The sequence below is a fragment of the Brachybacterium massiliense genome (assembly GCF_900184245.1).
Lineage (GTDB): Bacteria > Actinomycetota > Actinomycetes > Actinomycetales > Dermabacteraceae > Brachybacterium > Brachybacterium massiliense.
Genome location: NZ_FXXB01000002.1, coordinates 17394 through 36558 on the forward strand (window position 1 = coordinate 17394; position 19165 = coordinate 36558).

A 19165-nucleotide genomic window follows, 5' to 3' on the forward strand; every position below is an offset into this window, starting at 1 on the left:
TCACCTCGCTGTGAAAGGCTCGAACCATGGCCACCCAGGCCCCGCCCCGCCCCACCGGAGGCAACACCTCCCGTCCGCGCCGACTGCGCGATGAGCTGCGAGAGCTCACCCTCCGCCTGCATTTCTACGTGGGGCTCTTCATTGCCCCGTTCCTCCTCGTCGCCGCTGCGACCGGGATCCTCTACGCGCTGACCCCGCAGATCGAACAGGTCGTCTACGACAAGGAACTCCATGCCAGCGCCCCGGCCGGAGCAGAGATGGTGCCGCTGGAGCATCAGATCGAGGCGGCGCAGAGCGAGGTCGCCGACGGCACGATCACGCAGATCCGCCCGCCCAAGGATTCCGAGTCCACCACTCGTGTCACCTTCGATTCCCCCTCGGCTCGAGAGGATCGGCAGCTCACCGCGTTCGTCGACCCTTACACCGGGGAGGTCACCGGTGTGCTGAACACCTTCGGTGAGTGGTTGCCGCTGCGGACCTGGTTCGACGATCTCCACCGCAACCTCCATCTCGGCGATGCCGGCCGCTGGTACAGCGAAGTCGCCGCCAGCTGGCTGTGGGTCCTCGCCCTCAGCGGACTCATCATCTGGGTCACCCGCAAGGTCCGCGCGCGTACAGCCCGCGCCTACCTCCTTCCCCAGCGGAAAGGACCGCAGCGCCAGCGCTCCATGAGCCTGCACGCCACCATCGGCGTCTGGGCCGCGATCGGGCTGTTCTTCCTCTCCGCCACCGGACTGACCTGGTCCCAGTTCGCGGGCGGCAACTTCAGCGCGCTGCGCCAGAGCCTGAGCTGGTCAACGCCCTACCTCTCCTCCGAGGCGGCGACCACCACCCCGCTCGCCGAAGCGGAGCTCCCTGCCACCGCGCAGAGCGTGCTCGACGTGGCCCATGCCGAGGGCCTGACGGACCCGGTGGCGATCACTCCGAGCACCGACGGAGGGGCGTGGGTGGTCTCGCAGGTGCAGAGATCGTGGCCCTTGAAGCAGGACTCCGTGGCGATCGACCCCGCCTCAGGAACGGTCGTCGAGACCGTGCGTTTCGCCGACTGGCCCGCCGCCGGAAAGCTCGCCGAAGCCGGAATCTCCTTCCACATGGGCATCCTCTTCGGCTGGCCCAATCAGCTCCTACTCATCACTATCGCAGGGGCCGTCATCACGCTCATCGTCATCGGGTACCGCATGTGGTGGCGACGCCGCCCCAAGCCGCCGCGCACCGGCCTCCCTCGACCACTCGGCCGTCACGTCGACACCGCCGCGGCCTACGGCATCCTCATCGCGATCGCCGCAGTCGTCGGCCTCGCGCTCCCCCTGCTCGGAGTCACCCTCGTCGCCTTCGTCGCGCTGGACCTAGCCTGTCGGGTGCTGGGAACGCGCCGTAAGAGCGGCTGATGCGACACCTGCAACACAGCAACGGCCCCAACCTTCCAAGAGATGGTTGGAGCCGAGTCGCTGCGGCGAAGCTCACCAGTCGTGCATGGTGCCATCGGTGAGTCGGTTCACCGGCAGGTAAGCGGGCGAGTAGCCGTGGGCATCTCCGGCCTGGTCGTCGTACTCGACGCCGAGCCCCGGCACGTCGCCAGGGTGCAGGAGGCCATCGGCGAAGGTATAGCTCGTGTGGAACACCTCGAGCGTTGGGTCGCTGTGACGCATGTACTCCTGGATCCCGAAGTTGTGGATTGCAAGGCCCAGGTGCAGGGCAGCGGCCTGCCCGACCGGGGAGATGTCCGTGGGGCCGTGGAAGCCCGACTTGATCTGATAGAGCGACGCGAAGTCCATGATCTTCTTCAGGTGGGTGATGCCGCCGGTGTGCGTCACTGCGCTGCGCACATAGTCAATGAGCTGTTCGGTGATCAGCGTCTGGTAGTCCCAGATCGAGTTGAAGATCTCCCCGATCGCGAGCGGCTGGCTCGTCAGGTCGCGGACCCGCCGCAAGCTCTGCTGGTTCTCCGCCGGGGTGCAGTCCTCCAGCCAGAACAGGTCATAGGGCTCGAGGGCTCGCCCGAGCTGGCCAGCCTGGTTCGGCGTCATCCGGTGGTGGCCGTCATGGAGCAGAGGAAGCTCGGGACCGAACTCTCCGCGCACGGCCTCGAACACAGTCGGCAGATGCCGCATGTACGCGCGGGTGTCCCACTGTTCCTCCGTGGGCCGCGTGCCCGGGCGGGCCGGCTCGTAGTCGTAGCGGCCGGATCCGCTCGCACCGGCTGCCGAAACCCCGTACACCTGGCCAAGCCCCGGTACCGCGGTCTGAACCCGCACAGCCCGATACCCCTCGTCGAGGTGCTCACGGATCGAGTCAAAGATCTGAGGGATCTCAGCGCCGGAGGCGTGACCGTAGGTGAGGAGCCCGCGACGGACGGCGCCGCCTAGGAGCTGATACACGGGAAGACCCGCGACCTTGCCCTTGATATCCCACAGCGCCATATCGACGGCTGCGATCGAAGCCATCGTGACAGGTCCCCGGCGCCAGTACGCCCCGCGGTAGAGGTACTGCCACGTGCCTTCGATCGCCGCCGGATCGTGCCCGATCAGGATCGGCGCCACATGATCGCGAAGGTAGGACGCTACCGCGAGCTCGCGCCCGTTGAGGGTTGCGTCACCCAATCCCGTGGCCCCGTCCGATGTGGTGATCCGGACCGTCACAAAGTTCCGCCCGGGGTTCGTCAGGAGAACTTCGACGCTCTCGATCGTGCTCACAGTCCACTCGCTCTCTTCTCAAGGTCGCGCCACCTCTCAGGGGCGCACTCGAGATCTTGGAGCCGGAACTGCTGAGTTTCCATTGATTGCACAGTCTTGCAATCATCGCTCCGCGGGTGACGTTGCGTTGGGGTATACCTCAACCGGACACCCCTGGCCTGTAGCTCGGACGGTTACGGATAGGGTCCTCGGCGGCCATTTCCGGACACATCTGCTCACCTGCGCGTGTCGCCTACCCTTGTCGGACAGAATCGCCCTATGCCCACCACGCAGCGCGTCTCCTACGTCCGAGTGTCCTCCGCCGGCCAGAACCTCGATCGGCAGCTCGAGGCCGTCGGCGCCGTCGACAAGACCTACCGCGAGTACCAGTCCGCCGCCACGGCCTCGGAGCGCCCGCAACTGCGGGAGGCCCTGGACTACGTGCGCGAGGGGGACACTCTCGTCGTCGCCTCGATCGACCGCCTCGCCCGCTCACTCCGGGACATGCTCGAGATCATGGAGGAGCTCGAGCAGAAGGGCGTCACGGTCGAGTTCGTCTCCCAGGGCCTCACGATCCGACCGGACGGGGGAGACCTCACCACCCGGCTCATCCTGCACATCATCACGGCCGTCGCCCAGTCCGAGCGCGAGATGATCCGAGAACGTCAGGCCGAGGGGATCGCCCTCGCGAAGCAGGTGCCCGGCAAGTACAAGGGGCGGTCGCGCAAGCTGTCGAGCGAGCAGATCAAGGAGCTGCGGACTCGAGCCCTCGATGGTGTCCCCAAAGCCCAACTGGCACGTGAGTACGGAATCAGCCGAACTACGCTGTACTCGTACCTCGAGCAGCCAGCACTCCCGCTTGCGATGTAGGCGCTGCCGGCTCTTCCCTCAGAGTGCGCGGCGCGCGACGTCGACGCGAGCCTGAGTCGCTCGAGGCCCTCGAGCCGCGCAATCTCGAAGCAGATGTCGCACTGCCTGCCTAGGCTCCGCTTCATGGCTGAGCGCATCACGGAGTTCGAGGGGCTGCAGGTGATCCCCCCGTTGTGCCGCACGCCCGAGGGGTGGGCGGAGGAGCGGCCGGCGGCGTGCGCCTGCGGCGAAGAGCGGTTCCTGATCGGATGGGCGGCCTGCGCGTGCCGCACCGACACTCTCGCTCCGGGGCACCGCACCTGGGAGTGCACCGCCTGTGGTCAGCGTGTCGCGCTGGGATGCCGGGGCAGCGCTGACCCGGGCCCGATGGAGGCGTACGGATGTGGCTCGGGTGGGCGAGGTGCCGGCCGGCGATCACCGTGATCCCATCTCGGTTCCGCTGGGGGTGCTGGACCGGGGGATCTTGACGCACTGGCGGGGGAGGAGCACACCCGGCTCGCTCCGCTCGGCCGACGGTCCCCAACAAGATCCCGACGCGCTGCGCTTATTTCGCCGGGATCTTCTCGGGTCCTCGCCGGCTGCCCGGGCTCTCGCCTCCGGCTCAACCCTTCGGGGTGCACCACCCCCACCAGCGCATCCCCCGCTCCTTGTCAGCACCCCCCGAACAGCGGAACGAAGGAGCACACCATGAGCATCACCGTCTACACCAAGCCCCACTGCGTCCAGTGCGACGCCACCAAGCGAGCCCTCAACAAGTCCGGCATCGTCTACGACCTCGTCGACCTCACCGAGGACGAGCACGCCCTCCAGCAGGTCAAGGCTCTCGGGTACGCGCAGGCGCCGGTCGTCGTCACCAGCGACGACCACTGGTCCGGGTACCGACCCGACAAGCTCAAGGAGCTCGTCTAACACTGCGGGCGGGAGGCAGCCCCTCCCTCCCGCACTGTTGCCACTAACTGCACCGCTTGCACTGTCTGCACTAGTCCGATAGGCTGGGGTCACCATCGACCAGGGAGGACAGCATGGACCGCTTCGCCGCCTTCGAGGGGAACCTCGCCGCAGATCCCGAGCTCAAGGAGTTCGAGGACGGGAACGCCTCCGTGCGCTTCCGCCTCATCAACAACCCCACGCGCACTGACCGCCGCACCGGCGAGGTGGTCAAGGAGACGCCCCTCGGCCAGTCCTGTGTCGCCCGCGACCCGTTCGCACGGACCATCGCCGCCAACGCCGAGAAGGGCACCCGGCTCCTCGTCTGGGGTGCCCTCAAGGCCCGCGAGTACACCGACAGGGACGGCAACCGCCGCACCGCCGAGTACCTCGACGTCAAGGCGGTCGGCGAGTCCTGGCGGTTCCTCAAGTCGTCCCCCCAGGCCGCCGCGGCTCCCGCTCCCTCCGAGGAGGCCGCCCCGCCGTGGCCGGAGGCCGCGCAGCCCGGATCGGGCTCCGCCGGCTGACCCCAGACCCAGAACGCCCCCGGCCCGTGCTCCGGTCGGGGGCGTTCTGCTGTCACCACAGCGGGAGTTGATCCCGGTCGATCGGCCTAACACCATCCGCCATCACCCCATCGATGTCGGCGCCCTCGCGCGCTGCGTCGCGCAGCTCCCGTGCGCGGCCGCGGGCGCCGCGCACGTCCCGTAGCGCGCTCCCGAGCCGGTGCCGGCGAGCTGCCCACTCCCGCCGGTTCTCGCCGCTCGTGCTCGCCGAGAGGTGGGCCGGGTTCTGGCACAGCGGGTTGTCGCAGTCCCCGTGGGCCACGACGGGCGGCAGCTCGGCTCCCGGGTGTGCGATCGACCAAGCGAAGCGGTGGGCGATCACCACCAGGCCGTCGCCGATCCAGAACCTGCCGTGGCCCCTGCCTGAGATCGCCCCGGTCCACAGCCAGCATCCACCCTCGATCCGGCGGACCTTCTCGAAGTACCGGTCCCGGATGGCTGGATCGGCCGCAGCCGCGACGATGTCGAGCATGAGAGGACCCCTCACCGACTCCACTCGGCGGTGGCGAGGTCAACAGTGGCCTCGCCCTGCTCCTCACCGTCCTGGTACAGCATGCCGTGCAGCTCGGTGCCGTCCGCAGAGGTCGGCGACAGCTGTCGGTGCACGTCTCCGTCCAGCTGGATCATGACGCCCTCGCGGACAAGCGCCGCCGCTTCGGCCTCGGCCTGCTCGTCACTCAGCTTCTTCGCCGGCTTCTTCCCTTCCGTCCGCACCACACTTCGTGTCGAGATCCCCAGTCTCTCGCCGACCTCGCGCCGGTTGATCCCGAGCGCGAGCATCTCTCGCTGCAGCTCCTCGGCGCGCCGGCGCGCTTCTGCCGCGTCCTTCTCCGCCTGCTCGCGAGCCTCGGCGATTCTCGCCTCGGCCTGCTCCCGGATCTTCGCGACCTTCGCCTCGGTGGCGGCGTCGACGCCTTCGATCTCGAGCTGTGCCTCTTCGAACCGTTCCGCGATCCGCAGCAGCTTCTGCTCGCGCTCGAGGAACCGATTCGCGCGCTCTCGCGCCCGCTCGCGGGCCGCGGCCGCCTTCGTGCTCTTCCGTGCCACTCCTGCTGTCTCCTTCACATCTTCCGAGTCGTGTGCTGTGCGCGGTTAGTCACCGCTTGCGCGCGGACGTTGGCCGGCGGCCCCTCCGCTTCCCTCGCTGCACTCGATCGCGCGACCGAACGCTCCGACCTCTTGGCGTTCTCGATCCGGCTGCTCACGCTCTCGAGACCAGATCCACGAGCTCGCTCGTGTCCCCTCACCAGACCCATGACCCTGCGCACCTCGCGCGAGACTTCGTTGTCGTGGTTCGTTCGCATCATCGCGTCGAGAGTCCCAGCGCCCCAGCGGCGCAGAATCAGGTCCATCCTCTCCGTCGCCGCCGCTCTGGCTGGCGACGTGTCCCAAGGGTGGGCCGTCAGCTCCTCTACGGCGCGGTACATTCCGTCCAGGGAGTCATCGAGATCAGGCTGCACCGCGCGGGTCGCCTCGTCTCCGGCGCGGCGAAGACGATCCGCGGCGCCGGCAGGAATCTGCGCACTCCTGCCCTCGCCATCGCGGCCCGGGGCGTGGACGCCGTTCGCTCGGGCCTCTTCCACGGCGCGCTCGAGTCCTCGCGCGATGTGGTCGTTGATCTTGATCACGCGCTGCGAGACGACGTCCTGTTCCCAGGGCACCTCTCGCCTCCACGGAGCATCGCTTCCCATCGTCTTCCCCTCTCATCGTTCTCGACTTAGGTCAGCGCTCGGCCACCGCTAAAACGAATGTCCGGTGGTGGCTGGCGCGGGTTCTCGCGTTCGTAGAGGATCGCGCCGTCGACGCTCGTCCCGTATCGGCGCTGCGCGACCTCCCGCATCTCGCTCCTGATTGCCGCTCGGCTCCCCGGCGCGACTCCCGAGGCGTTGGCTGCGAGGCGCGCCCGCTCGAGATCGCTGGCGCTCGCGCGATCCCACCATCGAGGATCGCGAACCTGTGCGAGCGCCCTCTCGGCGCGGACGCGATCCGTTCGCTCCTGCACGCTCTCGAGCTCCCGTCGGTGCGGAGCATTGCCCGCCTTCGCGTTCGGCTTCCGACGAGTGCTGCGCTCGTCCTCTCTCAATTCATGAAGCGGGATCGCGCGCTGGCGTGCCGCAGTGCCGTGAGACTCAGCCTGCGCTGCTTGTGATCGACCAGGGTGCGGTCGAGCGCGGCGCACCGCTGCCGCTCTCTGACGAAGGCGGTCGACGTCGATCGCTCGTCTGGGCTGCTCGGGCCGTGTCTGCCGTCGGACTGGCTCATCCACTGTGGGGGTGCTCATGAAGGCCTCCTGGCCCGAGTGTACTTGCGCACTCCCGCGCGCGCGAGGCCTCGACCGCACCAGTGTCGCCATGGATCTGCCGGCCCGCGCCGACGGCCCGGATGAGTTGCGCTACTCCCTGTGGACTGCGGATGTCTCCTAACACCGTCCCCAGCCCACAGTCCACAGCGCAACTCACTGCTCATCGCTGACCACACTACGTGTGGACAGCGAGCATGCACGGCATGCGCCGACGCTTTAGGTCCGATCGGCAGATCGAGCAAGCTCGATCCAGAGGACGCTTCGCGCCTCCCCGAGGCTCGCTTCGCTCACGGCCGATCAGGACCACAGCAACGTCACACCTCTTGCATTATGAATGTCCTCGGTGTCGCTGACGCGAAGTGCGGGCTAGTATCAGCGCATGATGTCCGTGAGCAAGCTGTCCCATGGGGACGGCTATGCCTACTACTCGGCGATGACCGCGTCCGGCGATCAGCGCCGCCAGGATGGCCAAGAGCTCACGGACTACTACCTCGACTCCGGCACCCCCGAGGGCCGCTGGATCGGCAAGGGCACCGCCGCGCTCGGCGTCTCCGGCGTCGTGTCCGAGCAGCAGATGAAGGCCCTTTTCGGGGAGGGTCGGCACCCCAACGCCGACGCGATCGAGGCCTCGGTGATCGCCGGCGGCGGCTCGGCGAAGGACGCCGAGCGGGCGTCCCGACTCGGCCGACGGCCGTACAAGTACGACTCGTCGACGAGCGAGATCGGGCAGCGGATCCAGTCCGCCCGTGACGCTCAAGAGATCCGGCTGGGCCGCGAGCTCTCCGTGGACGAGATCCGCCAGACCCGGATGCGCGTCGCCTCCGAGGTCTACGAGGAACGCTTCTCCCACCGGCCGACGGACGACAAGGAACTCGCCACCTTCCTGTCCAAGGAGCTGTCCAAGGGGTCGAACTCCGTGGCCGGCTATGACCTGACCTTCTCCCCACCCAAGAGCGTCTCCGTCCTGTGGGGACTCGCCGACAAGGACACCGCCGAGGCCGTGGCGGCAGCTCATGAGGCTGCTATCGACGACGCCGTGGAGTACCTCGAGGAGCACGCCATCGGCACCCGCGCAGGCGCCGGTGGAGTCGCCCAGCTGGACGTCACCGGCATGATCGCCACCCGCTTCCGCCACCACGACTCCCGCGACGGAGACCCGCAGCTCCACGATCACGTCGTCGTTGCGAATAAGGTCTACGACGCCCGCGGCGACCGGTGGAGGACTCTCGACGGCGCCGCGCTCTACCGCTCCGCCGTCTCCGCTAGCGAGCACTACAACCAGCGCCTGGTCGCCCATCTCTCCGCACGCGGATTCAGCTTCTCGCCCCGCTCCACCGGACCGGGCAAGCGGCCCGTGATGGAGGTCGACGGCATCGATCCGCGCCTCATGTCGCAGTCCGCGAAACGTTCGGCCGCGATCCGAGCGCGGACTCGCGAACTCGTCGACGCCTACGTGCGCGAGCACGGGCGAGAGCCCGACACGAAGCTGATGCACAAGCTGCGTCAGCAGGCAACCCTCGAGACCCGCACCCCCAAGGGACCGCACCGCTCCCTCGCCGAGATGCGCGAGCAGTGGCGCGCCGAGGCGGCGGAGATCATCGGCAGCACCGACGTGGAGGGGATCGCCGACGTCGCCCGGCAGGCCGCCGTCGGCTCTCGAGAGCGGGCCCTCGCGGTGCGGGACGGCCTGGACATTATCGGCGCCGGCGAGAACGTGATCGCCGAACTGTCGACCCGTCGCTCGACGTGGGCAGAGCGCGACATCCGCGCCGAGGTCGACCGCTGGGTAGCACGGAACGACGGCTGGATGCTCAGCGGATTCCAGCGCGAGGCGATCGCCCAGTACGCCCGCGACGTCGGCAGCGTCAACCTCACACCCCGCTCCGAGGCGCCGGTCCTCCCGGACCTGACCCGTGCCGACGGCACCTCCATCTACGAGCCGCGAGACCGGAACATCTACACCTCCGCACGGATGATCGACGCCGAGTACACGCTGCTCGACGCCGCCCGCGAGGAGGCCATCCCGGCAGCCGCCCCCGCCACCTTCGACGAGGTCCTCGCCCGCCAGGACGTGCCCCTCGACGACGGACAGATCGAACTCGCACGAGCCTTCGCGTGCGGAGAGCACGTGCTCGCCGTCGGCATCGGTCCCGCCGGTGCCGGCAAGACCACCGCCATGAAGCTCGCCGTCGAGACGGTCCAGGCCGGAGGCGGCCGCGTCGTCGGCCTGTCCGTCGCCGCCACCGCGGCCGCACAGCTCGAGGACGCCACGGGGGCGGAATCCACCACCCTCGCCCAGTGGCTGCACTGGCGCGGCCGCGCCCGCGAGGGCGACCCCGTCCCCGAGCGCTTCGCGCTCCGCAGCGGCGACGTCGTCCTCGTCGACGAGGCCGGGATGGCTGGCACCCTGAACCTCGAGCAGCTCGTGAGCGACGCCCGGACCGTCGGTGCCCACGTCCGCCTCATCGGCGATGACCGTCAGCTGCAGGCGGTCGAGTCCGGGGGCGCGCTGCGCATGATCGCCTCCGAGGTCGGCGCCGTCGAGCTCACCCAGCTGCACCGCTTCCGCCACACCGACGGCACGCGCAACGACGCCGAGGCCCAGGCCTCCCTCGCCCTCCGACAGGGCGATATCAGCTGGTACGAGTCCGCCGGCCGGATCCACTCCGGCCGCCACGAGGATCTCGTCGACCAGATCGTTCGCGCATGGGACGCCGACGACGCCGCCGGACGCGAATCGCTCATGATGGCCGACACCAACGTGCGGGTCGCCGAGCTGAACGGCCTCGCCCAGGAACGCCGGATCGCCCGCGGGCAGGTCGACCTCGGCGCGAGCACCGCCCTCCGCGACGGCCACGACGCCGGGATCGGGGACGTCGTGGTGACTCGGCGCGTGGACCGTACCCTCACCGTCAACGGCACCCGGGACTGCGTGAAGAACGGCGACGCCTGGACGGTGCAGCGCATCCACGACGACGGCTCGATCACCGCCGCCCGACTCACCGACGAGCGCCCCGTCCACCTCCCGGCCGAGTACGTGCGCGAGTCCACCGAACTGGGCTACGCGAGCACCGTGCACCGCGCCCAGGGCCGCACCGTCGACGTCGCCCGAGCCCTGGCCACCACCGCCACTAGCCGCGAGGGCCTCTACGTGGCCATGACCCGCGGCCGTCACTCCAACGAGCTCTTCGTCGGCACCGACGACCAGCCCCGCGACGTGGTCCTCTCGAGGATCACGCGCTCCGATCGCCGCGACGTCGCCGCCCGTGACGCGATGCTCACCGAAGCCGAGCGCGTGGACTCCCCCGCCGAGCTCGGCCGACAGCACCAGGACGTCACAAGTCGCGCCGACGAGCAGCGGTACAGCAGCCACCTCCGCGAGAGCCTCGGCGCCGGCGCCGAGCGCGTGGTGACCTCCGACGCCCGCTCCGCTGTCGACGCTGCGCTGCGCAGCGCCGAGGACGCCGGCTACGACATCGACCGGCTCCTGCGCCGCCACAGCGACGTCCTCGAGCCTGACAAGGCCGAGGACCCCGGCAAGCTCCTCGCCTGGCGGCTGCGTAACGACCTCCGCCGGGGCTCTGAGCAGGCGCGCTCGGCCGAGCACAGGCCCCTGCGCGAGATGCCACGCGAGCGGCTCGTCGAGCTCAGCGCGGAGTCGGCCGAGCGTCGCGCGGCCGCTCGGGAGGCCGTCAACATCGCTGAGGCCCGACACTCCCTCGACGCGAAGCCGATCGACCTCAAGGACCGCACGGTCCCGGCCTGGACAGACCGTCCCCACGGCAGCCTCACCGCGGGCGAGCTCTCCGACATGGTCGCTGCGGCGCGCGTCGTCGCGTCCGAGGACCAACACCAGCTGACCGACGCCCGCCGCGAGCTCCATGAGCTGCAGCGCGAGTGGAGCACGTACCGTCGCGCCGAGGTCAGCCTGCGAGACCCGCGCATGGAGACCACCGCGGCGAGGATCCAGCACGTCGAGGAGACCGTCTCCGCGCTGCGCGAGAAGCTGCGCGCCGGACACACCGACCTCACCGAGCTGCGCCGCGAACAGGGAATACGGCGAGCGATGCCCACGCGCAGCTGGGTCCTCGAGAACGTGCAGCGCGACGCCCAGCGACGCCACGGCCACACCGACCGCGAGCACATCCGTGCCCGTGCCGGCCACGTCCTGGACCTCGAGGACGCCCGCCGCATCCTCGAACGCGAGTCCACGCTAGACCGGACGATCCGCGCCGAGCAGCGACGTCGAGAGGTCGAGCCCGATCGCCCCGTGGTGGCGGCCGCCGACGGTCTTCCGCGCTGGCTGGCCCCTGACCGCGGCATGGACGACCCGGCCCTGTCCCCGGCCTGGCGCGACCACCTCGCCGAACGCCGACGCCTCCTCGCGACGCGGCTGCGGTCCGACGGCCAAGCCCTGGCCCTCCGGCGAGAGCCCTGGACGCGGGATCTCGGCCCGACTCCCGCCCAGGGCACCCCCGAGCGCGCGCGCTGGGAGGACACGGCCGGCCAGATCAAGGCCTGGCGACAGCTGCACGACTACTCCGACGAGCAGCGCGCCCTGCCCGAGCCCACCGAGGTCCCCGCACACGACCGCGCCGACCTCGAACAGCTCCGCTCCCGGCTCGCGCCGGCGCCCGGGGCGCCGGCGAAGAGCCGCGGAGTTCCCCTGCCCTCGCTCAAGGAGCGCGTGGCCGCGCAGCGAGCGGCCGAGGGGACCTCTAGGCTCTCCGAAGGGCAAAAGCGCGCCGACGACCAGATGCGACAGCGCCTCGCGCAGCAGGCGCGCGATCGCGAGCAGGGGAAGGGACCGGTCCAGCGATGAGCGAGGTCGAGGGCGGCATCGACGAGCATCTCCGGCGCGAGGAACTGCGCGCCCGCCACCGCGATAGCGGCCTGTGGGACGACACCCTCCTGGAGCGGTACACGACCCGGCAGGATCTCGTCGCGTTCGTCGACGAAACCCATCGCGCAACCGAGGACGGTCAGATCGGGTACTACGGCCTCAGCGCCGTGGTCTTCCACGCGGACGACCTGCCGGAGATCCGGCGCGACCTCGAGGAGATCGCAGGCGGCACGTTCTGGCACTCCAAGGAGGCCGTCAAGGACCAGCGGCTCCGCGGCCGCATCGGCGACATGAACGAGTACATCGCCGCGAAGACCGCGATGCCCGTGGTCGTCTTCGACGTCCGCGACCACGAGATCACCGAGGCGCAGGAGCGTGCCGTGCGAGATGTCTGCCTCAGAGGTGCGCTCAGAACACTCGACGAGCAGGGAATCACCGACGTCGTCCTGGACAACTTCCCGCAGGCCCAGCAGCGCAATGTCCGTCTCGACCAGGCGATCGTCCACGAGCTCCGCGAGAGGGGCGAGGTCAGCGAGCAGATGTGGATGCACCACGGGCGGATGAGCGAAGAGCACGCGCTGTGGAGCGCCGACACCGTGGCCTGGTCCGTGCAGCGCCACCACTTCGGGATGAAGGCGAGGGACTCCCAGCACGTTGTCCCCCTCAGCGGGCGCCTGCAGGAGGTGCACGCGCTGACCGGGAAGAAGCGCGAACTACGGACGGCAATGAGAGCCGACCTGGTGGGCCGTGAGGGGCAGCGAGAACGTCGCGCCCCCATCCACTCGCTCGCGCAGCGCGTCCAGCAGCTCCGCGCCCAGGGCAGCTCGCCGGTGTCCAGGCCCGCGGCGGCGCCGCGGCTGGACGCGCCGAAGGCCCCTCCGGTCCAGGGGCCGGAGGGGCCTTCACGCTCCCTCTAGGGGAGAAGCTGGGCGGCACCGAGGTTCGGCGGGCTCATCCGTCCCGCACAACCCCCCCGGCCTCCTGGGTTCACCCACTTGCGTGAGCTCCAGGCAGTTGCCGCACCGCCAGTATAGCGCCGCAGATTCACTCCGCCAAGGGGCTCGCCACCGACTCGCGGCCACGAGCAACGACCAGGCCACCGTGATAATCGAGCAGCGAGAACGCGACTTCACTCGCAGTGCGTGATTCCGGGACGGCGAGATCCACTGTCTCACCTTCGGCGTCGGTGCGGACAACGAGGACTCTCGCGGTGAGGTCCCGATCCCCCGCCGTCACGATCACGTCTCCCTCGCGCAGGTCCCCGGGACCCTCGAGCTCCACCACAGCAGGCGGCTCCGCGCCGTCGACGGGAAGAGCGGCCTTCGCGTCCAGTTCGTAGGTTCCTCCCGCCCACGGGTCCTCCGGCACCTCGTAGCTCGGCGCGGCGCCGAGAACTTCCCGGAACCTTGGCGATGTCGCGGCCGCGGCGAGCTCGGGGAGAGCCAAGACCTCCTCGACGATGCCCTCGAGACGCTGCGCCATGTCGCGGTAGGAGTAAGCCAATGCGACCTCACCGGCGAACCCGACAGTCGGACGGTCGACAGCCCAACCCTGCCGGCCCAGCACCGTGCCCGCCTGGGCCATGCGCACACCGGCTCGCAGCGCTTCACTGCGCTGCAGCTCGTGCGCGACCCGCAGCGAGTCCAGCGCTTTGGTCCCGCCGTGTACAACCTGGGACATCGCCGCCGCTCGCGCATAGCCCGCTCCCGAGGTAGCAGAAAGCGTTGCGAACTTCCAGGCATCCTCGCGCGCCAACTTGCGGCACGCGAGTGCGAGGGCCAGCGCCGACGTCGGGGAGGCGTCCGCGATGCCCGCTCGCGAAGGAAGGTCCGTCTCCTTGTGGTGCGGCGGCAGATGGATGATGTCGCGGGCTCGCTCCCTCGCCGCCCACCCGTCCGCGTATACCGCCTGCATCAGATCCCAGACCTCGAGGGAACGCCCCGCCTGCCGAGCAGCCTCGACGTACAGGCTCCGCACCTTCCGCATGGACTGCTCCGAGAGAGAATCCGGGGAGTGCCGGGCAGCCTCGGCCACCTCGGGCGTCGGCGCTTCCACCCGGCCCCTCCCCAGAGGGCCGGCCTTAGGCACGTAGCCGTAGTCAATGAACCAGAGACCGCGGAGCTGGCTGTAGCCCGGGCGCACCTCGTTCCGCGTGTAGTGGCTGTCGCGCGAGGGCTGCCCGTCCGGGTGCTCGACGCTGAGCCAGTCCTGGCTGACGAGCCGATCCAGCGTGCGCTGCAGAACAGCGCCCGGGAGCTTGAGCTCCCGGGCGAGCCGGTGCCGGCTGATTCCGTGTTCTTCCCACTCGTCGCAGATCATCAGCACGCAATCGTGCAATGAAGCGCCAGGCCAGCGTCGGTTCCAGATCATGTCTCGTCCTCTCCCCACGTGTCGTCGTCCTCAATCGCGCCGGAGCTCTCGTCCGCTGGGAGAGTCGATCTCCGGCGCGTCCGAGTCCTGTCCGTCCTCGCTGGCGACCTCGAGCCCCTCCGGGAACAGCTCGCGGTCAGTCGCGGCGTGCTCATCATCGGCCCTGTGACCGTTCGAGCACTTGAACAGCTTGGTGTCCTCGAGCCGCTGGAAGAACGGGAACAGGTGGTAGTCGTGGAACGCCGCCATCGCGTTGCCCTGCTCCTTGCTCTGCTCATCGGAGAGCACCGACGCGCGCCATGCGGAGCGGAGCCCCGCGAGGACGTGCACCAGCCCCGGATGGGCCGGCCAGCACTCCTGCACGCGGCGGGCGTGGGGCATGGAGTAGTTCGCGTTGAGCCAGTCCACCCAGTCCGCGAGCTCGTTCCAGGCCTGCACGCCCTGGTGTCGCGTGATCCAGTCCCGCGGGACGGGCGGCTCCTTCTCCTTCTCCTCGAGCCGCTCGAGGCGCACCTCGTGATCGGCGACCGCCTCGCCGAGCTCGTTGAGGTAGTGCTGCTCGACCTCGGTGAGGTAGGTGAAGTCGGTATCGCCGGGGGCCGGCGTCGCATCCTCGGTCATCATCGTCTCCTCCTCATGCCGCAGCGCGGCGTTGTCCCGCAGCGACGCGAGACTTCGCGGTGCGCTGGGCGGACTTCTTGAGCTCGTCGCCGTCGGGCAGCTGCGTCCAGCCGGGCAAGCTGATCACGACGGCGGGAACGACTCCGGTCAGGAGCATCCCCTCCCCCACCTCGAGCCGCCCGATCTCCTCAGGACGCAGGATCCGCTTCTCCTGATCACTCACCGTCTGGTTGCCCCGGGACATGCCGTGGTCGCGGACCTGCGTGGAGAGGCCCTTCACCTCGACCATGCCGGTGAGCTTGGAGAGATCCTCGAGCTGCTCGGCGTCCTTGATCCCTCCGAGGATCAGCTGAGCGAAGGAGTTATCCACGATCATCTGGGAACCTTCGGGGCCCCAGGTCTTCCGAGTCTGCGCACGTCCCTGCAGGCCGTAGATGATCTGGACCCCGTAGCCGCGCAGATCCGAGAGCATCTTGGGGAAATCGGGCAGCGGGCAGATGTTCGCGACCTCATCGAGCACCGCGCGCAGCGGGGGGCTCAGCCGGCCCGACTCCGTGTGCCGGGCCGCCGTCTTGGCCGCCTGGAACACCGAGTCCACCAGCACCGCGACCAGCGTGGTCACGTCGGTGGGGTCGTTGTCGTCCGCGATGATCGCCAGCGTGTCGGTGGACCGCACGAACTCGTCGGGATCAAAGGTGGGGATCTGCTCGTCCTCGACGAACTGCTGGTTGATCTTCTGCAGCGAGAGAGCGTCGAGAGCGTCGTCGAGCGTCTGGCGGATCGAGGAGACGGTGTCCGACGCGCCGGTGACCGCCGAGCGCAGGCGGCGTGCGAGCAACGGGTCGGCGCCCGGGTGCTTGTCGAGGATCTTCAGCGCGGTGTCGTCGGTCTCGAGCTCAGCCGCCCACTTCAGCACGTCGTCGATCGAGTGGCCGCCCAGCGCGGCCGCGTGCAGGTACGACTGCAGGACCGTCCGGGCACGGCCGAGGAAGAACTCGGAGTTGGAGTCGCCACCGCCGGCTGTGTGGGAGTCCTTCTTGCCTCCCTTGACCAGCTGTCCCGCGCGAGCTCGAGCCACGACCGTGTCCTCGCAGCCGCGCAGGATGTTCCACCGCATCGACTCGGGCCAGGATACGAGGTTCAGCAGGTCGAACACCCACACCTTGCCCTTCTTCGCACGGGGTTCGGCGATCACATCCAGCAGATCCGCCTTCGTCGACGTCACCACGAGGGCACCGGGCGCGTTCAGCGCTGCCCGGCTCAGGACGCGGAACGTCTTGCCTCCCCCGGTCGGCGCAACGACCCCGAGATGCTGCTCCTGGCCGAGATGCGCCTCGACGGCACCGCGCGCGAAGGACGCGGTACCCACGCAGAACGTCCGCTCCTTCGCGGGGACCTTCGAGTTGGCGGGCCACAGCCGGCCGTCACGGTCCTCGGAGAGGATCGCTTCGCGGCCGAGCGCTCTCTTCACCTCAGCCTTCGTGGCCATGCCCTTGCCCGGTGCGCGCAGCCGCCATTTCGTCAGCAGTGCCGAGACGGCCACGATCACGACGGCGATCAGCGCGAGGAGGAGGCCTAAGAGCACGTAGGTCCAGGTGCCGCCGCCGGGGACCTCTGCCAGGCCCTGCCCACGGACCACGCCCACGAGTCCGGTCATGCTCACCTCGAAGTCGCCCCACTCCGCGGGCGTGGACAGCACCACTGCGGTGTGCCACACCCCCAGCAAGCCGGCGACGAGGATCAGCAGGAACGCCCACCAGTAGTCGGCGATCAGCAGCAGGAGCGTCGAGGGGGTCTTGTCGTAGCGACCTCGCTGAGCCATCAGGCATCTCCTTCGGTGGTGGCATCCATCGGGGGCGGGAACGTCCACGCCCGGGCGAGCACGCCCTCGAGCGGGCGCACCGCCAGCAGCGTGCGGTGCTCGCGGTGTTCCCCCGCCCGCGCCCAGACGATCCGGAACGGCACCTGGTCGTCGTGGTAGGCAGGCGCCACTTCCCGCTCGATCACGGGCCCTGGACGGTCGGGGTCGGTGACCGCCGACCCGCGCAGGTAACCGCGTGTCCAGTGCGCCAGGAAGCCGGCGAGGTTCCGGGCGTTCGTCGTTCTGCGCGAGGCCGTGAGGATGTCCGAGGCGGCGTGCGCGACGTAGCGAATCGGCAGCGACGCCAGGACGGCCGGGGGCCGTAGAGGCGCTGCGACCTCCCCCAGAGACCCCTCGAGCAGCACGCCGGCACTGAGGCGGTCCTGCAGCTCGTCGCGCTCACGCAGGTCCAGTGAGCGCGTCGCCTCGTCCCGGAGCTGCTCCCACACGTCCAGGCGCAGCATCACCCCATCCAGGCGGCCGCGCCGCGCGATGTACAGCGGGGTGCGACCCGACTCGGAGGTCGGATCGAGGTAGGTCGAGGTGACCGTCGGGATTCGGGTCGAGGGCACAACTTCGGCGGCGCTCATGCGACATCACTCCCCGCACCCGCCAGGGCGAGATCCTCGGCGTCGTCCTGTTCCCCGGCCGTGAAGTCGTCACCCTGCAGCCCGACGCGCGCCTGCGACAGCAGTGCGCCGTCGGTGTCAGCCAGCTGCGCCTCAATGCTCGAGCGCGACGCGCGCATGAGCACGGCGGGCTTGTTGCCGATCTTCAGCAGGCAGCAGCCCTGCTCGAGGTTCATCAGCAGGTCGATCGACGACGGGGGCATGCCGAACAGTCGTTGGCACGCCTCGGCGTCCTCTCGGCGTGCCTGGCGGAACATCGCGATGGTGCCGGCCTCCTTGATCGTGGCGATGGCCGGCGAGTTCGCCGGCACATCGGAGAGATGCTGGTAGTTGGTCACGGTCGACAGGGCGAGTCCGCGAGACTTCTTCGTGTTCTGCTGGGACACCTTGGCGAAGGACCCGTCCACCAGGTGCCAACCCTCCTCGATCACGAAGAACGTCGGGACCGCCGACTTCTGCCGCAGGAGGGTGGCCCGCAGCCACGTGTTGATGATCGCCATGACCACCGGCACCGCCGGGCCGCTGTCCGGCAGCGCTGAGATATCGAAGACCGTCAGCCCCGCGTGGACACGGATCTCCTCACTGGTCTCCCCGTCGATCAGCCCGGCGAGCTCGCCTTCGATGCACTCCTCGAGCGCGAACCCGACGCGACGACCCCAGGTTGCGTAGTCGTCGACTCCGTAGCGTCCCAGCTGCGCCTCGACGATCTCCTCGTCCGGTTCCAGGAGGTACCTGGTGACGTCATGGATCGTCGCGACCGCGCCGCGCTCCCGCGCCCGCGTGACCGCGGCGTCCCGCGCGACCCGCAGGGCCTTGCGCTCGTCCGCGCTGAGGACCTCGCCGATCACCTCTTCGAGGATCGCCTTGAGCAGGTCGCTGTGGTTCGCCGTGAGTCGGTCGGATCCCGTGATCACCGGGTCCAGCGGGTTGATCCTCAGCCCTCCCTCTTCGCCGGTGAAGCGGATGGGCTCCACGCCGAGGGCTCGGGCCAGTGAGGCGTACTCGCCCTCGTGCTCGGAGTCTTCATCTCCGGCCGACTGCATCTTCTTGTCCACGATCACGACGCGGCGTCCCAGCATGAGGTTGCGCATCGTGACCCAGGTCTTGGAGAACGAGGACTTGCCGTAGCCGACATCGCCGATCGAGACGCAGTTCGGCGATCCGATGACCTTGGACCGGTAGCCCTCGATCGGATCGTGGAAGACCGGCCAGCCGGTGATCAGGTCATCTCCGGCGTAGAGGCCGAACGATGACGTCGGCGCCCCGGCCACTGCGAGATGCAGCGCCGAGGTCTGCGACGTCGTCGACCGCAGCATGGTGACCTGCTGGTCATAGGCTCCCAGGAAGTCGAGCCACCCCTTCCGGCGAGCCGCCTGCAGCCACGGCTCGGGAGGCTTCGTCTCTGCAGAGGAGGGCGGGGTGCCGCCCTTTCGCTTCTTCCGCTGCTTCACCTTCATCGGTGCTCTCCTCGTCTATGCCGCTCGCAAGTGGCGGCGGGGGCCTG

Annotated in this window: 15 protein-coding genes; 6 read left to right on the forward strand and 9 right to left on the reverse strand. The window is 69.3% G+C overall.

Annotation, left to right across the window (positions count from 1 at the left end; all coding sequences use genetic code 11):
• Window positions 1-26 precede the first annotated feature (26 nt).
• The gene (locus BN4251_RS00150; protein WP_087483158.1) at window positions 27-1388 is read left to right on the forward strand and encodes a PepSY-associated TM helix domain-containing protein; all 1362 of its coding nucleotides are present in this window, start codon (window positions 27-29) and stop codon (window positions 1386-1388) included.
• A gap of 72 nt (window positions 1389-1460) precedes the next feature.
• On the opposite strand, the gene manD is transcribed toward BN4251_RS00150, so the two are convergent.
• Window positions 1461-2693 (reverse strand): D-mannonate dehydratase ManD, encoded by a 1233-nt coding sequence (gene manD / locus BN4251_RS00155; RefSeq protein ID WP_425426169.1) that lies wholly within the window; start codon window positions 2691-2693, stop codon window positions 1461-1463.
• 258 nt (window positions 2694-2951) lie between these two features.
• On the opposite strand from manD, the gene BN4251_RS00160 reads away from it, so the two are divergent.
• The 3 genes from BN4251_RS00160 to BN4251_RS00170 all read left to right on the forward strand — a co-directional run bounded on the left by BN4251_RS00160 (window position 2952) and on the right by BN4251_RS00170 (window position 4996).
• Window positions 2952-3542 (forward strand): recombinase family protein, encoded by a 591-nt coding sequence (locus BN4251_RS00160; RefSeq protein WP_087483159.1) that lies wholly within the window; start codon window positions 2952-2954, stop codon window positions 3540-3542.
• 687 nt (window positions 3543-4229) lie between these two features.
• Window positions 4230-4451 (forward strand): glutaredoxin-like protein NrdH, encoded by a 222-nt coding sequence (gene nrdH, locus BN4251_RS00165; protein ID WP_087483160.1) that lies wholly within the window; start codon window positions 4230-4232, stop codon window positions 4449-4451.
• A gap of 113 nt (window positions 4452-4564) precedes the next feature.
• Window positions 4565-4996 carry a single-stranded DNA-binding protein gene (locus tag BN4251_RS00170; RefSeq protein WP_087483161.1) on the forward strand — a complete coding sequence of 144 codons (432 nt, stop codon included), beginning with the start codon at window positions 4565-4567 and terminating at the stop codon, window positions 4994-4996.
• Window positions 4997-5048: 52 nt separating this feature from the next.
• Here the strand turns inward: BN4251_RS00170 and BN4251_RS18405 are convergent, their stop codons facing one another.
• The 3 genes from BN4251_RS18405 to BN4251_RS00185 are packed head-to-tail and all read right to left on the reverse strand — an operon-like array spanning window position 5049 to window position 6696.
• Window positions 5049-5507, reverse strand: a complete 459-nt coding sequence (locus BN4251_RS18405) for a hypothetical protein (RefSeq protein ID WP_010552445.1) — start codon at window positions 5505-5507, stop codon at window positions 5049-5051.
• Window positions 5508-5518: 11 nt separating this feature from the next.
• Window positions 5519-6082, reverse strand: a complete 564-nt coding sequence (locus tag BN4251_RS00180) for a hypothetical protein (RefSeq protein ID WP_087483162.1) — start codon at window positions 6080-6082, stop codon at window positions 5519-5521.
• Window positions 6083-6096: 14 nt separating this feature from the next.
• Window positions 6097-6696 carry a hypothetical protein gene (locus BN4251_RS00185; RefSeq protein WP_087483163.1) on the reverse strand — a complete coding sequence of 200 codons (600 nt, stop codon included), beginning with the start codon at window positions 6694-6696 and terminating at the stop codon, window positions 6097-6099.
• Window positions 6697-7716: 1020 nt separating this feature from the next.
• On the opposite strand from BN4251_RS00185, the gene mobF reads away from it, so the two are divergent.
• Together mobF and BN4251_RS00200 are read left to right on the forward strand one after the other, a co-directional pair.
• Window positions 7717-12159, forward strand: a complete 4443-nt coding sequence (gene mobF, locus BN4251_RS00195) for a MobF family relaxase (RefSeq protein ID WP_087483165.1) — start codon at window positions 7717-7719, stop codon at window positions 12157-12159.
• On the forward strand, window positions 12156-13097 hold the full coding sequence (locus tag BN4251_RS00200) for a hypothetical protein (RefSeq protein WP_087483166.1): 942 nt from the start codon (window positions 12156-12158) through the stop codon (window positions 13095-13097). The genes mobF and BN4251_RS00200 overlap by 4 nt, the downstream gene beginning before the upstream one ends.
• A 127-nt stretch (window positions 13098-13224) precedes the next feature.
• Here BN4251_RS00200 and BN4251_RS00205 read toward each other — a convergent pair whose 3' ends face one another.
• Genes BN4251_RS00205 through BN4251_RS00225 form a run of 5 tightly spaced genes read right to left on the reverse strand, consistent with a single transcriptional unit; the run spans window position 13225 to window position 19118 of the window.
• Entirely contained in the window at window positions 13225-14550 is a 1326-nt protein-coding gene (locus BN4251_RS00205; protein WP_140398347.1) for a hypothetical protein, read from the reverse strand.
• Window positions 14551-14580: 30 nt separating this feature from the next.
• Window positions 14581-15174, reverse strand: coding sequence for a hypothetical protein (locus tag BN4251_RS00210; protein ID WP_087483168.1), 594 nt, complete (start codon window positions 15172-15174; stop codon window positions 14581-14583).
• Window positions 15175-15184: 10 nt separating this feature from the next.
• Window positions 15185-16993: a type IV secretory system conjugative DNA transfer family protein gene (locus tag BN4251_RS00215; protein WP_087483169.1), complete on the reverse strand. Its 1809-nt coding sequence runs from the start codon at window positions 16991-16993 to the stop codon at window positions 15185-15187.
• Window positions 16993-17622, reverse strand: a complete 630-nt coding sequence (locus tag BN4251_RS00220) for a hypothetical protein (RefSeq protein ID WP_087483170.1) — start codon at window positions 17620-17622, stop codon at window positions 16993-16995. The genes BN4251_RS00215 and BN4251_RS00220 overlap by 1 nt, the downstream gene beginning before the upstream one ends.
• The gene (locus tag BN4251_RS00225; protein WP_087483171.1) at window positions 17619-19118 is read right to left on the reverse strand and encodes an ATP-binding protein; all 1500 of its coding nucleotides are present in this window, start codon (window positions 19116-19118) and stop codon (window positions 17619-17621) included. The genes BN4251_RS00220 and BN4251_RS00225 overlap by 4 nt, the downstream gene beginning before the upstream one ends.
• Window positions 19119-19165 lie beyond the last annotated feature (47 nt).

Excerpts from the sequence above, each read along its gene's own strand:
- BN4251_RS00150 (WP_087483158.1), top strand. The coding sequence starts at position 27 with ATGGCCACCCAGGCCCCGCCCCGCCCCACCGGAGGCAACACCTCCCGT.
- BN4251_RS00160 (WP_087483159.1), top strand. The coding sequence starts at position 2,952 with ATGCCCACCACGCAGCGCGTCTCCTACGTCCGAGTGTCCTCCGCCGGC.
- nrdH (WP_087483160.1), top strand. The coding sequence starts at position 4,230 with ATGAGCATCACCGTCTACACCAAGCCCCACTGCGTCCAGTGCGACGCC.
- BN4251_RS00170 (WP_087483161.1), top strand. The coding sequence starts at position 4,565 with ATGGACCGCTTCGCCGCCTTCGAGGGGAACCTCGCCGCAGATCCCGAG.
- BN4251_RS18405 (WP_010552445.1), bottom strand. The coding sequence starts at position 5,507 with ATGCTCGACATCGTCGCGGCTGCGGCCGATCCAGCCATCCGGGACCGG.
- mobF (WP_087483165.1), top strand. The coding sequence starts at position 7,717 with ATGATGTCCGTGAGCAAGCTGTCCCATGGGGACGGCTATGCCTACTAC.
- BN4251_RS00200 (WP_087483166.1), top strand. The coding sequence starts at position 12,156 with ATGAGCGAGGTCGAGGGCGGCATCGACGAGCATCTCCGGCGCGAGGAA.
- BN4251_RS00205 (WP_140398347.1), bottom strand. The coding sequence starts at position 14,550 with ATGATCTGGAACCGACGCTGGCCTGGCGCTTCATTGCACGATTGCGTG.
- BN4251_RS00210 (WP_087483168.1), bottom strand. The coding sequence starts at position 15,174 with ATGATGACCGAGGATGCGACGCCGGCCCCCGGCGATACCGACTTCACC.
- BN4251_RS00215 (WP_087483169.1), bottom strand. The coding sequence starts at position 16,993 with ATGGCTCAGCGAGGTCGCTACGACAAGACCCCCTCGACGCTCCTGCTG.
- BN4251_RS00220 (WP_087483170.1), bottom strand. The coding sequence starts at position 17,622 with ATGAGCGCCGCCGAAGTTGTGCCCTCGACCCGAATCCCGACGGTCACC.
- BN4251_RS00225 (WP_087483171.1), bottom strand. The coding sequence starts at position 19,118 with ATGAAGGTGAAGCAGCGGAAGAAGCGAAAGGGCGGCACCCCGCCCTCC.